Below are 14,726 nucleotides of genomic sequence, written 5' to 3' on the forward strand. Positions count from 1 at the left end.
TTAATAATAATTTCATCTATTGACTAAAGGCTTTTGACTTTAGACTATAGACTATAGACTTAAAAAATGAAAAGAGACCAGGTTATTTTTGACATCATTGCACGCGAAAAACAGCGTCAGTTGAAAGGAATTGAATTAATTGCTTCGGAGAACTTTGTAAGCGAACAGGTTATGGAAGCTATGGGTTCAGTGTTAACGAATAAATATGCTGAAGGATATCCCGGAAAACGTTACTATGGTGGTTGCGAAGTGGTTGACGAAAGCGAGCAGATTGCTATCGATCGCCTGAAAGAAATCTTTGGTGCCGAATGGGCTAACGTGCAACCTCACTCGGGTGCACAAGCCAATGCTGCTGTATTTTTGGCTTGCATGAATGCCGGTGATAAATTCTTAGGATTGAATTTATCGCACGGTGGTCACTTGTCTCACGGTTCGTTGGTAAACAGCTCAGGTATTCTTTACAAACCTTGTGAATACAACGTTGACGAAAAGACAGGTCGCGTTGATTATGATCAAATGGAAGAAGTAGCGCTTCGCGAACAACCGAAAATTATTGTCGGTGGCGGATCAGCTTACTCTCGTGAGTGGGACTACAAACGCATGCGCGAAATTGCCGATAAAGTTGGTGCTATTCTGATGATTGATATGGCTCACCCAGCCGGACTTATTGCTGCCGGATTGTTGGAAAATCCATTGAAATGGGCTCATATCGTGACTTCAACAACTCATAAAACCCTTCGTGGACCTCGTGGTGGTATTATATTGTTAGGTAAGGATTTCCCAAATCCATGGGGAAAAACCACTCCAAAAGGAGAAATCAAAATGATGTCTGCTTTGTTGGATTCGGCTGTTTTCCCCGGAATTCAAGGCGGACCGCTTGAACATGTAATTGCTGCAAAAGCTGTTGCATTTGGTGAATGCCTGCAACCCGAATATAAAGCTTACCAGGCTCAGGTAAAGAAAAATGCTGCTGCACTGGCTGCTGCTTTGATTGCACGTGGATTTACTATTATTTCCGGTGGAACCGATAACCACTCTATGTTGGTTGACCTACGCTCAAAATTCCCTGAGTTGACAGGAAAAGTAGCTGAAAAAGTGTTGGTAGAAGCTGATATTACCGTGAACAAAAACATGGTTCCTTTCGACAGCCGTTCAGCATTCCAAACTTCTGGTATCCGTCTAGGAACTCCTGCAATCACCACCCGTGGTGCAAAAGAAGATTTGATGGTAGAAATTGCCGAGATGATTGAAACAGTGCTTTCAAACGTTGACAACGAAGAAGTTATCAAATCAGTAAAAGAAAGAGTAAATAAGACAATGGAGAAATTTCCTTTGTTCGCGGACTAATACAGAGGTAAAAATGTAAGAGGTAAGGAGTAAGTAATTTGTATGTAAATTCAAAGAAGTAAGTATGTCGGAAAGTTTCGATTATAACGAGAAATACAGACAAAGAACTAAGAAATTTGCTGTTGCAATTATAGTCTTCTATGCGAAATATTGCAAACAAACTGAAGAGTTACGAGTAATAGGAAAACAGTTACTACGGTCGGGAACTTCCGTAGCAGCTAATTTCCGGGCTGTTACTAGAGGAAGATCTCATGCCGAAAGATTTTCAAAAATGTGTATAGTCGTTGAAGAAATTGATGAAACACAATTTTGGTTTGAATTGATCGAAGAATCAGAACTCTTAGAAAAATCAACATTTTCAAATCTCAAAAATGAAATTAATGAACTTGTGAAAATTTTCACTGCTAGTAAAGCCAACATGAAAAAATAACAAATTACTTACTTCTTACTTTCTTACCTCTTACTACTTATTTTATGACAGAACACATCTTTGAACTTTCCGAACATACAGACACAACAGTTTTTTATGGTGTAAATAATGCCAATATTCAGGTGCTGAAAAATTTGCATCCAAATCTGCGATTGATGGCACGTGGACATGTTGTGAAAATTTCGGGAAGCGACGATGAAGCTGATCGGCTAATAGATAATTTAAAAAGAATTGAAAGGTTTAGTCTTGACAACAACTCTTTATCAGAAGAAAACGTTATTGAAATCATAAAGGGAAATGCGCCTGCAGAAATTAAGTTTGAGCACCTGATTCTGCACGGAGTCAATGGAAAATCCATTATGGCGCGCACCGCCAACCAGCAGAAACTGGTAAAAGATTTCGAAACCAACGACCTGCTTTTTGCTATCGGACCTGCAGGTTCAGGTAAAACCTACACTGCCATAGCGTTGGCGGTTAAATCTCTAAAAAGCCGTGAGGTAAAAAAGATTATTCTTAGTCGTCCGGCTGTTGAAGCGGGCGAAAAGCTTGGTTTCTTACCCGGTGATATGAAAGAAAAAATTGATCCGTATCTGCAACCGCTTTACGATGCTTTGCAGGATATGATTACGCCGCTCAAACTGAAAGAATACATGGAAAACGGTACCATCCAGATTGCTCCGCTGGCTTTTATGCGTGGACGTACGCTTAGTGATGCTGTGGTTATTCTCGATGAAGCACAAAATACGACCACCATGCAGATAAAAATGTTCCTGACACGCATGGGGTTGAATGCCAAAATGATAGTAACTGGCGATATGACGCAGATAGACTTGCCATACGCCCAAAAATCAGGATTAATTGATGCTTTGGATGTGCTGAAAAATGTAAAAGGAATAGCCAAAGTAGAATTTGATGTAAAAGATATTGTTCGCCATAAGCTGGTACAACGCATTGTGGATGCGTATGAGAAAAGAGCCAAAGAACCCCTAGCCCCTAAAGGGGAAAAAGAGGAAGAGAAGAAAGAGGTTTTGATTTTGAAAAAGTAATAAATAATATAACAACTCAACAATATGAACGCTTTAACTAACACCGATTTCCATTTCGATGGACAAACAAACGTGTATCACGGCAAGGTGCGTGATGTATATACAGTAAAAAATGACTTGCTGGTTATGGTTGCTACCGACCGTATTTCGGCTTTCGATGTGGTACTGCCTAAAGGAATTCCTTACAAAGGGCAAATGCTCAACCAGATTGCTGCTAAATTCTTAGATGCTACCGCTGACATTGTTCCAAACTGGAAACTGGCCAGTCCGGATCCGATGGTAACAGTGGGTCTGCGTTGCGAAGGATACCCTGTAGAAATGATTGTACGCGGTTATCTTTGCGGAAGTGCCTGGAGAACCTATAAAAGCGGCGTGCGCGAAATTTGTGGCGTAAAGATCCCTGATGGCATGCGCGAGAATCAACGTTTTCCACAACCCATCATCACTCCAACTACCAAGGCAGAGCTTGGCCGCCACGACGAAGATATTACCCGTGATGAAATCTTAAGTCAGGGCTTGGTATCGGTAGAAGAATATGAGATGTTGGAAAAATACACCATGGAACTTTTCATGCGTGGTACCGAAATAGCAGCTAAACGTGGTTTGATTTTGGTGGATACTAAATATGAATTTGGACGTCGTGATGGTAAAATTTACCTGATAGATGAGATTCATACACCGGATTCTTCGCGTTATTTTTATGTCGACAGTTATCAGGAACTTTTCGAAAAAGGAGAAGCACAGAAACAGCTTTCGAAAGAATTTGTACGTGAATGGTTAATGGAAAATGGTTTTCAGGGAAAGGACGGACAGTCTGTACCCGAAATGACTCCGGAAATAGTGGCAGGAATCAGTGAACGTTATATCGAATTGTTCGAAAATATTAGTGGAGAATCTTTCGATAAAGCCGATATAGCCGACATTTCAAAGCGTATTGAAAAAAATGTTGTAGATTATTTGAAAACTGTTTAAACAATAAAACTCTGAAAGCCAAATGATATTCAATTTTGAGTTATGAATTTTGAATTTTGAATTGAAAAATCGTTTGGTAGTTTCGGAAAAAGCCGTATCTTTGCACCGCCTTTGAAGAAAAGACGATCCCTGGAGAGATGGCAGAGTGATCGATTGCAGCGGTCTTGAAAACCGCCGTACTGCAAGGTACCGGGGGTTTGAATCCCTCTCTCTCCGCCAAAAAACAAAAAAGAGACCTATTCGGGTCTCTTTTTTTATGCCCAAAAGTCAACCTCCGTTTACCTCACCTGGATTAAAGAGATTATAATTTGTGAGTACAGCAAATCTTATAATCCGCCCAATCTTTTGATACGTTTTGTATACAATTTTGTAGAAATGCTTCTAATTTCCTACCAAATAGTAGCTTTATACTTTTAAAAGAATATCGCCATTTAATTTAATCACTTGTTTAGTAGTGTTTTATACTGTTGGCATAACTGTTGCAATATGTTGATATCGTTGAATGACATCTTTTGGAAACACAGTCGTTCAGATAATTCATCTAAATCGCAAAGTTGCGATACAATGTAACTATAAATGGATAAAGCATCTAAACATAAAGCTTCTTGTAGTTGTGGTCATTTGGGTGATGTTGTCCAACATGACCAGAAGGATGTAATCAGCAAACCTGTTTTATTGGCACTGCTTCCATGTGGTTTACGAAATGCTTTTCAACAGGCATTGTTCAATGCATTTCCGGAATATGTAGATGCTGAAAATTCAAAACTTGTTGTAGAAGGTAATCTGAATTATGAGAAAAGCTTCTTTGCGGGTATTGACAAGCTGAATTCTGTTGATGAATTGCCGGATATTTTCATCTCCTCTGATATTAATAGCCTTTATCACAAACGGTTTCAGGAATTATTTTTGAATTCAGATAATTTTGAAACCATTTCTACAGAAGTTCATTCTTTGTTTGAAAAATCAAATTATGTACATCCGAACAGGTTGATGGTTTGGTTTACAACAAATTTATTGGTTATGGTAGTGGATACCGATAAGTTGGGTGTTCGTATGCTACCACAATCATGGCTAGATATCTTACCTGAATCATTCTCAAACGACCTGACATTGCGTGGAGATACGGATTTTTTCTGTAACGCCATGTTTTTTCCATACATGAAAACGATAGGGGATGAGGCCATACGACTTTTAGGAAAAAATACAGCCAGGGGATTGCATCCATCGCAAATGGTAAAAATGCTCAATGCCGGGAATATAGAAGGAACTACGGTATATGTTATGCCTTATTCATTTGCTTTGAAAGTACGGAACACAGAAAGATTTCGAATTGTGTTTCCTCAGGAAGGTGCCATTGTAAGTCCGGTTCAAATGCTAGTGAAGAAAGGGAAATATATGGAGCATAAGGCTCTCATAGATTATATTTTAAGTGCCGATATGTCAACAGTTTTGCTTCAATCGGGATTTCCTTCAGCAAACAAAGATGCCGTAAATCAATTACCGTCTGCTACGCTGAACTGGGTTGGTTGGGAATACATGGAAGATAATGATATTCAGGACTGTAAAGAACGAATGCAGAAATTATTCTTTTCTGAGTTTAAAGGTAAAGCTGAATTGCTGGTTGATGAAAAGCACAAAGCTTAAGTTTTTTTTAGTTTGCGTTATTCTTTAGTCTGTATAACGATAGGTTTAGAATAATAAATTGAGACAAAATGAAAATAGAGGATATGAATTCGACGGAATGAAAAGATAGCTATGATTTTTTTTGAATAGCGATATTCTTTTTAGTGCATAACGGATTTAAGGTTCAATACATCCGCAGAAATACAAATAATAAAGAAATTCATTCATAAAATTTAAAAAATATGACAAACAAAAAACATTTTTTTAGGGCGATAACAATATTACTGTTGATTTTAGGGTTTACTTCGTGTAAAAGTGATGACGTAGATAACAGTTCGATTCTCACAGCTTCAGTTCCATCTGGTGCAGCTTTAATTGTCAATAAAAACTTCCAAACATCGGGTGCATGGCCTTCTGTTTCGAAACTTTCAATTGGTTATTCAAGTAAGACTGATAGTTGTGGAAACGACCATTTGGCTTCCAGTGATGCCCCTTATACATGGACTGAGACTTATTTCAATGGTGTAAATAACGATACGGTCATGATTACTTACAAAGATGCTGCTGTAAACACTGGTTGTGGTTTATATTCGGGATTGACAGCAAGTGCTGACTCTATAACAAAAGGATATGTGCTATTCAATAAAAAATCGGCGCAAGGTGGAGCTGCAGCTCCTTCTATGATTCTTTCAAAAATGGCTTATGTGTCAACTGTTCAGTTTACTCTGACTGCCAGTTCGTTGAATGGATCAGGTATTACTCTGTATAAATCAACCGACGGAGTTACATATACTAAGGTTGCCACTTACAACCCCACAACCACAACTATCGGTTCATCATTTTCTGCAGCGATCAATGAAGTCAATGTTTACCTGAAATTTGCCTCGGAAGACAGCAAAAATGAATACTATCGCATACATGATCTGAAAGTGTGGTCGAAAGGCGTAATCGATGGTTCGGTATTGTATGTAGATGATAACTTCCAAAAATGGAAATTGAAAGGATACGTACTGCCAGTGCCGGGTGTAACGGCAAATAAAACCGGAACGAGCTATGTACCGCTTGCATGGAGTAGTGAGGTAGAATATGATACTACAATAACTTATTATAAAGGTGTACCTGTAACCTATATGATTCATGATGGAGCTATCAATCCCGATTGCTATAATCATCACGGTGATGTATCATTAGTTTACGGACTGACTACAGGCTATCTTGAAATGCCGCTCGTAAAGTCGGGATATGCTAATACAAATTTAAGCTCATCGATTACAATTTCGGCAGTTCCTTCTGTTTCGCTACTTGAATTTTGGATAGCAGTAACAGGAATGTCAGGTCATTATCAAGTTTACAAATCGGTAGATGGTGGAGCTTATACTTTATATAAAGACATTACAGTTCCCAAATATGCAGGAATTGGTAAATACTTCCGCTTCTATGTGAACGAAAAAAACGTGTCCTTTAAATTCACCACCTATACAGGAACTGGAGCTTATACTACCACTCCGAAACTCTTTGGGTTGAAAATCTGGAGTGACGGGAAACCCTGATAAATGACTCATTTTATATTATATAGCTCTACTAAAGCCTAAAACTTTGGGAAGAGCTATATATAAGCTTTTACAGACAAACCTATTTTTTGTATTTCATGAATATACGGGTAAATATACAAATATTGTGGATTACATTCCTGATAATCTCAGTTAGCTCATGTGAGAAACAAAGCAATTACAGATTTCTGGGAATTGATGATGAGGTTATTTCTGATACAACCGGTTTGCTAGGTGACAGTATATCCATTGCAAAATATCCGACTGATGGTTCACTGGCTTTTCATGAAAATTTTCAGGGCTGGAAACGTGATGGATACATTAACGAAGTGAAGCAGGACTGCGAAACTGATTTAATGACTTCTACCGTCATTATGTATCGACCCGATAAGCCTGTAACGCGTGTCTATAACAATATATTTCCGGTTACTTATTCCTTGGAAGATTTTGCAGTAAATCCAACTTGTGGAAACAAAGTAGGAACTTCAACCGGCACTTCGGAAGTGAGTTTGGGATATGTGGCTTTACAAAGTGAGATTTACTACGAATGTGGCGGACACAATTCGGATGCTCAGCTTAATTTATCGTTACTCCCTTCCGTATCGAAGATTAAATTTAGCGTATCCTACGGAGGCGATGTAGATTATGTCGGAGGCTTGTCGTTGTGGATAAAGGCGAAAGGCGAAAGTGGTTTTACTCGTGTGAGTGATTATAGTCCGACTGATCCAACCGTGGGTCAGACTTTTACGGTTGATATTAATAAGAAAAACGTTTATCTGAAATTTGTTCCGGCTATCAGCAGCAAAGGAATAGGTGTGAATGACCCAACGCATAGTAACAGGAATGTTAGGATACACGATTTATGGATTTGGAGTATAAAAGAATCAAATTGAAAATGAACGCATGAAAACAATAAATAAAATAGCTTTCCTGTTGGCCTTTGTGGTGAGTTTACCACTCAGTGCCCAACAAAAGCAAATGCTGACCGATATGGCCGGGCGAAAAGTACTTGTTCCAACAATTGTTCGAAAAGTATACACCGATCGTTTTGCATCGTTGCCTGTTTTTGCTCTGAATCCAAAATTACTCTGTAATTCAACCTTCGAGATAAAAAAAGAAGGACAGAAATACATTTCGCCTGAATATCTGAGTAAACCTATGTCGGAAGACAACGACGAAGAAATTCTGAAAATGAAACCAGACGTAATAATCTGCAGCAATATGACCGGATCAAATGCCGCTGAGGAGGCTGCAACGATGCAAAAACGATTGAAAATACCGGTATTGGTTATCAATTTTACGTTGCCTGAATACGGAGCAATGTTTTCATTTTTGGGAAAAGCTCTTGGTTGCAACCAACAAGCAGCAGGGCTAATTAAATACCTGAATACCTACATTTATCCAATTCATCAAAAGCTTAAAATCCTTCCCGAAACTAAACGACCAAGGCTGTATTATGCCGAAGGAATGAAAGGTGAGAATACTGAACCTTCAGGCTCATTTCACAGTCAGGTTATTGATTTTATGGAAGCACGCAATGTCGCCAAAACTTCTATTGGCGGTATGCATGGTATGTCCGCTGCATCAATGGAGCAAATTCTGAAATGGAATCCCGAAGTAATTCTTGTTTGGACCGGAATGCCAGCCGGAATGGGTTTGGGTAATGCAGGAACTTCGAAAAGCACCTATGATCATATTATGACCGATCCGGCTTGGAAAAAAGTGCAGGCTGTTATCCATAAAAAAGTATATCAGATACCATCGTTGCCATTCGGCTGGTTCGATCGCCCGCCTACCACCAACATTATTCCCGGAGTACTTTGGGCTGCCAAAACGCTTTATCCGGATCAGGTTTCGTTCAATATAAATCAGGCTTTGAAAGAATATTTTGCTCTTTTCTATCATGCGAAAATTACTGATACTGACGTAAACCGACTGCTAGGTAAATAATTAAATTCTGAACATTGTTTCTATGCCTCTTAAACGCATTTATATATTTCTTTTTGTTTTGTTGGTTGAAGTTGCAAATCTTTCAGCCACCGGAAACGGCGTGCTGAAAGGCTTTGTATTCGACAAGCAGACGCATGTAGCTTTGGCGGAAGTAAATGTACAAATCGTTGGAGAATCAGGGAAAACGCAAACTAACCGAAACGGAATGTTTTCAATACGTGTGGCTCGCAATGGAATCTATAAAATGTCATTCAGTCATTTAGGATACAAAACAATAGTACAGGCAATTGCAACAGATAGCTTAAATGCAGAGATCTATCTGGAATCTCAATCGGTTAACTTGTCTGAGGTATTGGTAAATGCCGTTAAGAAGTCATCACCTCTGAATGAAATTACGGTGGAGCCTTCGGCATGGGCAACCTCTATAACCAATATTAGTGCTGATCAGATTAGAAAGATGGGAGCCACCTCGACACTGGATGCATTAAAATACTCTATGGATGGACTTCCATCTACACAAGGACGCCGGAAGAAGTATTATTACCTTGTGCGGGGACAAAACATGGCTGCCGACTATTCTATCAACGGCGTATCTCTATCCACTAACGGTGCCGGTCCTATGGCTCAATGGATTGAAGCACCATCCATGTTGCCTGCTACCATGATAGAATCCATTGAAGTGGTGCGATCCGGAAATTCATTGCTACTTGGTTTTAGTGGTTTGAATGGCGTGGTGAACGTGAAAACCAAAACATTTGACAAGGCTACAACGGAGGCCGAAGCCAGTTACGGAACTTTCAACTCGTATAGAGTGGGAGTACTTCATGGAGGAAAATTTCAAAACTTCAATTATGCATTTTCTATTTACAACGACAAAACGGATGGTCCGGCGAACCGTCATAGCTATGAGAATCTATGGAATATCTATGGCAAAATAGGGTACAAATATAAGAAGTTACTCGAACTGAATGTCGAAAATTTCTATACTTACGGTACCCGCTTTGTTACTCAGGCGGTGGATTATCAGGGACTGACTTTACCCATGCGTCAGTTGGCTGATATTTGGGAGTATGATCCTATGAGGTACAACATTTCTACGGTCAGATTAAAAATAAACGAAGCAAAATCAGCTTCCACAGAATTGCAAATGAGCTATATTCTCAATCGGATGGATTTGTATCCTGACATGCACCTGTTCACTGTTGATCCGGTTACAAAGAAATCTGTAGTGGGAGATTCCATTATTCGCAATCACATGCTCAACGAACCGGATACCGTGCTTACACTGGCTGCTTTTCAGGCGGTACAACCATTTGCAAATAATTATTTACGGGTGGCTGCTATGTATGCTTCATCCGCAAATTACACCCACGGAAAATCCAAACGTGCTATTTATTCATTGGCTGTGCTTGATCAGCATAGCTTTGGCAGAACGGATATACATGCTGGTGTAAAAGTGATTCGGGAGTATTACAATTATTATGTTCCCAATCAGGGATTTGGCGACGAATCCCGTGCTATTCAAAATCAATCGCAACCGGTATTGGTCAATTTTAGTACCGGTGTTTCGTATCGGCGCAATAGTCGACTTACATACAACGTGGTATTGAATTCTGGAGAATTGCCTGTGGACAATAGTTCGCTACAATTGTACGATGACGGTTCGGTGGGTAAGTTGAAACAGGAACAACGAATCGGACTGGATCTGGGATTGCAATATAAACCGGAGACAGGTGCCAATATAGAATTCACTCTTTTTGGAATCAGGCAAAACAATGCTTCGGAATATACAACCCGTTCATATTACGATGAAGATGGACTGATTCGTTATTACGAGCGCAATATCAACTTATCTACACTCGGACTGGAAGGCTCGTATCAGAGTCCTGTCTTTGCCGATCGTTGGAGTGGTTTTGCCAATCTTTCGTACAAGCAGGTATATCAGTCGCAAAGTTCAGCCTATAAAAAATATACCAAGCAACCGCCTTTTATCGGAAATATTGGAGTCTCATACGCGCATAAAGGGCTGGAAATAAATATTATGGGCAAGTACGTTTCAAAATATACGACCGATCGCTTTTTACAAAAGGAAGTTGATATCGGCAATTATTTCAATTGGGATTTGACTACCAATTACAAGATAGCACACACCTGTCTGGAAGCGTTTGGTTCGATAATCAACATGCTTGATTCGCACTATTGCACCGTTTCACCTATTTATCCCGATTTCGGACGACAAATGAAAATAGGATTACGTACAAAATTTTAAAATGTCACTCTTAATAAATTACATATCTGTTTAACCGCCTTACACATTATCTGTTAGTGTTTTTCCAAGTATCTGCCCGTGAGGGTAGATAACTGGGGAAAGCATAAAGTAAAACCAATGTATAACATTTATAATTCAATTTGTAATGGAAACACAAATAAAAACATCTGGATTTAAATATGTTCGACAACAATCCATCAAGGTAATAGCAACTATGCCATGCCCGTTAAAGGTTCCGTTCAGGGAGTTATTCAATGCTTTTATTGAAAATTACAATACAAATAATCCATATCACACTATATTTTGTCCTGATCAGAACGATTGTACCAATCCCGAGTTTGATAAGCTTCTTCTCCATGCAGCCTACGAAGATGAGCTTCCGGATATTTACCTGACTTCAAATTATAATATCCTGTTTGATAAATCATTTTATGCCAAATTCGTCAAGACGGGGATTTTATCCGGTTATATTGATGAATCAAAACAGGCATATATCCCTGAACCTATTCTGAATGCTTTTCGTCAACACAATATAGGCTGTCTGGCATTCAGTTCGTGGGGTGTGGCCCAGGATTATTCGGTTTCTGAAATACGGAAAAAACCAGGTTCGTGGGCCGAAATACTGGAACCTGATTTCCTGAACCAGATAACTGTTCATGGTTGCCACGGGAAAGCAGGCAGCACCGGACTGCTACTCTTTTTACAACAGCAGTGTGGCGATGATGCCATCGCCCGTTTCGCCCGTAATGTAATCGATATGCGCCATTTTGCACTCATTATAAAGCGTATGGATTCGATGGATGATATGCGTACGGCACTCAATGTATTGCCCGATGTAGCTGCCTCGCATATTCCTTCGTGGAAAAGTGTGGAACGACTGCGTTTTGCCGAAGGCTGTCCGCTAAATCCCATGATTTTAATGGTGAAAAAGAACAAACTGGATACATGTAGGCCGATACTTGACTTTTTCCATGGCTCTTCTTTTAAACGAATGCTCCAGTCGAACGGCTACCTGATGCCTGCTGAACTCAGTTGGAGTAACAACTATATTTTGCCTGATTTCGCCCGTTTTGCAGCTAATGGATTTGCTTTGATATCAAGTGAAATAGAAAAAATATACCAAAGCAACTTGCGACACGAAGAAATTGATAAACGATTAAAATAATATAAAATGAAAACAAAAAAACTTCTTTTCTACAATTTATGGGCTGTTCTTTTATTAGTCTCTTGTCAACAAGAAAACACAACAACACCAACCGTAACTTACACCGACAGTATTTACAGTTTGAAACAATACAAGGTGCAACGCGATCCTACGGTGGTACGCAATGGTTTTGGTATAGACATTTATCACGAAGGTAATTCTTCGCTTGATACATTGTACCTGAAGTCAGCTAACAGCACGTTTGGATATGATTTATTATTCTATAATGAAATGGCTTATGCACCTCTTGCTAACGGCGATTATAGCGGAAGCGGATATCCGGTTATTTTTATGTACACCGATACATTAAATGTTTCAAAAACTGTAACAGCTGCTTTGGTAGGTCAGGGGGTTACCTATTTCAATAGTTTTACTAAAGACAGCATTACTGCCAAGCAAATAGCAAAACTAAAACCTGACCCATATATCAATCTTGCAAAATACAGAACTGAAATTCATACTACTAAAACTAATGGGTTAATGCTGCTTCAAACTACGGCAACTACGCTTTATAATTCGTTGATGATTGGCCATAAATTCCGACCTAACATTGGAGGAGTGTTTAATATGACCGATGTCTCGGCAGAAGCTCAGATCGATTTGCAACCTGTGTTCCTGATTAAAACACGCGAGGGACTTTATGCCAAGTTTATGGTAACTCGTTTTAAAGGTGTGGGTAACGATACACAGAAACTCAGTTTGCAATGGCAGGCAATAAAATAAATGATACTACTCTCCGAAAAACAACGATGAATTATTAAAACAACTCTATGATAGAAAAGACATTAAAAATAGAAGGAATGCATTGCAAGAAATGTGTTGCTAAAGTAGAAGCAGCCCTGAGAGGCATTGATGCTACCTCCCTGGACGTAAACCAGGATAAAAACGAAGCGTTGGTTTGCTTCGAAAATGAAATTGCCGATGCTTTACTGAGCGAAGCTATTCAGAAAGTAGGCTTCACTCTAATAAGCATTCACTGACAGAACCTTTGAAGCATTCATTATCCGTTAAATGACTGTAAGAATATGATCTATAAAGTCAATATGTACAATTTTTCAGGGTTACGCCACAGGATGCAGCGGATTATCGGGAGTAATGCCGGCGGGTTACTGCTTGTAATTCTGCTTTTTGGAGTAATGGTGGTAGCTAATGCCCGAACCATTACCGATATGGCAGGACGTAAGGTAACTGTTCCCGACAAGATTACACGCGTAATTCCATACGACAACAAAACCAATCCGATACTTTTTTCGGTTGCTGGAAACCTGATGATAGCCAAAGCCCGAAGCATGGAAAGCCCGTATCTGAGGTTTATCAGTAAAGATTTTCTGAGTAAAAGAGAGATTGACACCAAAAATGCCGAAGAGGTGATAAAGCTAAAGCCCGATGTGATTATTGTTGGGGCATTTCTGGAGGACAGGGACAATGTGAGTCGCTACGAAGCTTTTGCTTCCAAAATAAATATTCCGTTGGTAGTGGTTGATTTGGAGCTAATGAATCTGGACAAAACCTACGATTTCCTCGGACAGTTACTGGGAAAAACTGCCGAAGCAAAATCCTGCTCCGGTTATATTCGCTCGGTTTACGGCGATGTGGAAAAATACACCAAAGGTAAGCGTGTCGCGGGCAAGGCTTATATGGCTAACGATAATGACGGACTACGCACATCGCCAAACAGCAGCAATCATGCGCAACTATTCGATGTTATGAAAATTTCCAATGCAGCGCATGTTTCACTCGATGCCAAAGGTTTTGCTCAGGTTTCGATGGAGCAGGTTATGGCGTGGAATCCTGACTATGTGTTTTGTGTTGGAAAAGGAGAGGCAAGTCCGTATCGCAATATATTGAAATCAGCAACATGGCGTGGCATAACGGCTACAAAAACCAAGCGGGTATTCTTCGTACCCACGGAACCATACTCCTGGTTTGATATTCCGCCTTCGGTCAATCGAATCCTCGGATTGGTGTGGTTTAATGACTTGTTTTACAATCAGCCTAACGAAATCACCCGGCAAAAGGTGAAAGAGTTTTACCGCATTTTTTATCATTATGAGCTTATGGATAAGGAGTATGCAGGATTATATGCGTGGCGATAGACTCCGAGGTCGAAAAGTCAGGTTATTCTACCGCTCTCTTGGGTGATGCAACCGTTCCTTTGAATGACGCAACCGTTCTCTTATATGATGTAACCGCTCTCTTGGGTGATGTAACCGCTCTTTTGGATGACGCAACCGTTCTCTTGTATGATGTAACCGCTCTATTGAGTGATGCAACCGTTCAGTTGAATGACTCAACCAAGCGGTTGAACAATGAAAATTGTAGGCGGAGATTGTGA

Annotated in this window: 14 protein-coding genes and 1 tRNA gene; all 15 read left to right on the forward strand. The window is 39.7% G+C overall.

The genetic code is table 11. The features are described 5' to 3' along the window. Positions 1-66 precede the first annotated feature (66 nt). The 15 genes from glyA to PALPR_RS15750 all read left to right on the forward strand — a co-directional run bounded on the left by glyA (position 67) and on the right by PALPR_RS15750 (position 14,726). A complete protein-coding gene (gene glyA, locus PALPR_RS02405; protein WP_013444014.1) occupies positions 67-1,347 on the forward strand; it encodes a serine hydroxymethyltransferase in 1,281 nt (426 codons plus the stop codon). Between the two features lie 64 nt (positions 1,348-1,411). Then, positions 1,412-1,777 (forward strand): four helix bundle protein, encoded by a 366-nt coding sequence (locus tag PALPR_RS02410; RefSeq protein ID WP_013444015.1) that lies wholly within the window; start codon positions 1,412-1,414, stop codon positions 1,775-1,777. A 44-nt stretch (positions 1,778-1,821) separates the two neighbouring features. Further along, positions 1,822-2,823, forward strand: coding sequence for a PhoH family protein (locus PALPR_RS02415; RefSeq protein WP_013444016.1), 1,002 nt, complete (start codon positions 1,822-1,824; stop codon positions 2,821-2,823). Positions 2,824-2,847: 24 nt separating this feature from the next. Further along, complete coding sequence (locus PALPR_RS02420) at positions 2,848-3,795, forward strand: phosphoribosylaminoimidazolesuccinocarboxamide synthase (protein ID WP_013444017.1); 948 nt, start codon at positions 2,848-2,850, stop codon at positions 3,793-3,795. 131 nt (positions 3,796-3,926) lie between these two features. Further along, positions 3,927-4,014: transfer RNA gene (locus tag PALPR_RS02425), tRNA-Ser, on the forward strand. Between the two features lie 357 nt (positions 4,015-4,371). Beyond that, the gene (locus PALPR_RS02430; RefSeq protein WP_013444018.1) at positions 4,372-5,439 is read left to right on the forward strand and encodes an ABC transporter substrate-binding protein; all 1,068 of its coding nucleotides are present in this window, start codon (positions 4,372-4,374) and stop codon (positions 5,437-5,439) included. Between the two features lie 221 nt (positions 5,440-5,660). Next, positions 5,661-6,968 (forward strand): hypothetical protein, encoded by a 1,308-nt coding sequence (locus tag PALPR_RS02435; RefSeq protein ID WP_013444019.1) that lies wholly within the window; start codon positions 5,661-5,663, stop codon positions 6,966-6,968. Positions 6,969-7,066: 98 nt separating this feature from the next. Continuing rightward, a complete protein-coding gene (locus tag PALPR_RS02440; RefSeq protein WP_013444020.1) occupies positions 7,067-7,861 on the forward strand; it encodes a hypothetical protein in 795 nt (264 codons plus the stop codon). A 10-nt stretch (positions 7,862-7,871) separates the two neighbouring features. After that, entirely contained in the window at positions 7,872-8,918 is a 1,047-nt protein-coding gene (locus tag PALPR_RS02445) for an ABC transporter substrate-binding protein (protein WP_013444021.1), read from the forward strand. A gap of 22 nt (positions 8,919-8,940) precedes the next feature. Then, a complete protein-coding gene (locus PALPR_RS02450; protein WP_013444022.1) occupies positions 8,941-11,187 on the forward strand; it encodes a TonB-dependent receptor in 2,247 nt (748 codons plus the stop codon). 145 nt (positions 11,188-11,332) lie between these two features. Further along, a complete protein-coding gene (locus PALPR_RS02455; RefSeq protein ID WP_013444023.1) occupies positions 11,333-12,352 on the forward strand; it encodes an ABC transporter substrate-binding protein in 1,020 nt (339 codons plus the stop codon). A 6-nt stretch (positions 12,353-12,358) separates the two neighbouring features. Beyond that, positions 12,359-13,114 (forward strand): hypothetical protein, encoded by a 756-nt coding sequence (locus PALPR_RS02460; protein WP_013444024.1) that lies wholly within the window; start codon positions 12,359-12,361, stop codon positions 13,112-13,114. A 47-nt stretch (positions 13,115-13,161) separates the two neighbouring features. Continuing rightward, positions 13,162-13,371: a heavy-metal-associated domain-containing protein gene (locus tag PALPR_RS02465; protein ID WP_013444025.1), complete on the forward strand. Its 210-nt coding sequence runs from the start codon at positions 13,162-13,164 to the stop codon at positions 13,369-13,371. A 63-nt stretch (positions 13,372-13,434) separates the two neighbouring features. Continuing rightward, a complete protein-coding gene (locus PALPR_RS02470; protein ID WP_171805015.1) occupies positions 13,435-14,487 on the forward strand; it encodes an ABC transporter substrate-binding protein in 1,053 nt (350 codons plus the stop codon). After that, positions 14,478-14,726, forward strand: a complete 249-nt coding sequence (locus tag PALPR_RS15750; RefSeq protein ID WP_148226414.1) for a hypothetical protein — start codon at positions 14,478-14,480, stop codon at positions 14,724-14,726. Before PALPR_RS02470 ends, PALPR_RS15750 begins: the two co-directional genes overlap by 10 nt.

The organism is Paludibacter propionicigenes WB4, from assembly GCF_000183135.1.
Taxonomy (GTDB): Bacteria; Bacteroidota; Bacteroidia; order Bacteroidales; family Paludibacteraceae; genus Paludibacter; species Paludibacter propionicigenes.

Bases quoted from the DNA above. Each gene is read 5' to 3' on its own strand.
- glyA (WP_013444014.1), top strand. From the start codon at position 67: ATGAAAAGAGACCAGGTTATTTTTGACATCATTGCACGCGAAAAACAG.
- PALPR_RS02410 (WP_013444015.1), top strand. From the start codon at position 1,412: ATGTCGGAAAGTTTCGATTATAACGAGAAATACAGACAAAGAACTAAG.
- PALPR_RS02415 (WP_013444016.1), top strand. From the start codon at position 1,822: ATGACAGAACACATCTTTGAACTTTCCGAACATACAGACACAACAGTT.
- PALPR_RS02420 (WP_013444017.1), top strand. From the start codon at position 2,848: ATGAACGCTTTAACTAACACCGATTTCCATTTCGATGGACAAACAAAC.
- PALPR_RS02430 (WP_013444018.1), top strand. From the start codon at position 4,372: ATGGATAAAGCATCTAAACATAAAGCTTCTTGTAGTTGTGGTCATTTG.
- PALPR_RS02435 (WP_013444019.1), top strand. From the start codon at position 5,661: ATGACAAACAAAAAACATTTTTTTAGGGCGATAACAATATTACTGTTG.
- PALPR_RS02440 (WP_013444020.1), top strand. From the start codon at position 7,067: ATGAATATACGGGTAAATATACAAATATTGTGGATTACATTCCTGATA.
- PALPR_RS02445 (WP_013444021.1), top strand. From the start codon at position 7,872: ATGAAAACAATAAATAAAATAGCTTTCCTGTTGGCCTTTGTGGTGAGT.
- PALPR_RS02450 (WP_013444022.1), top strand. From the start codon at position 8,941: ATGCCTCTTAAACGCATTTATATATTTCTTTTTGTTTTGTTGGTTGAA.
- PALPR_RS02455 (WP_013444023.1), top strand. From the start codon at position 11,333: ATGGAAACACAAATAAAAACATCTGGATTTAAATATGTTCGACAACAA.
- PALPR_RS02460 (WP_013444024.1), top strand. From the start codon at position 12,359: ATGAAAACAAAAAAACTTCTTTTCTACAATTTATGGGCTGTTCTTTTA.
- PALPR_RS02465 (WP_013444025.1), top strand. From the start codon at position 13,162: ATGATAGAAAAGACATTAAAAATAGAAGGAATGCATTGCAAGAAATGT.
- PALPR_RS02470 (WP_171805015.1), top strand. From the start codon at position 13,435: ATGTACAATTTTTCAGGGTTACGCCACAGGATGCAGCGGATTATCGGG.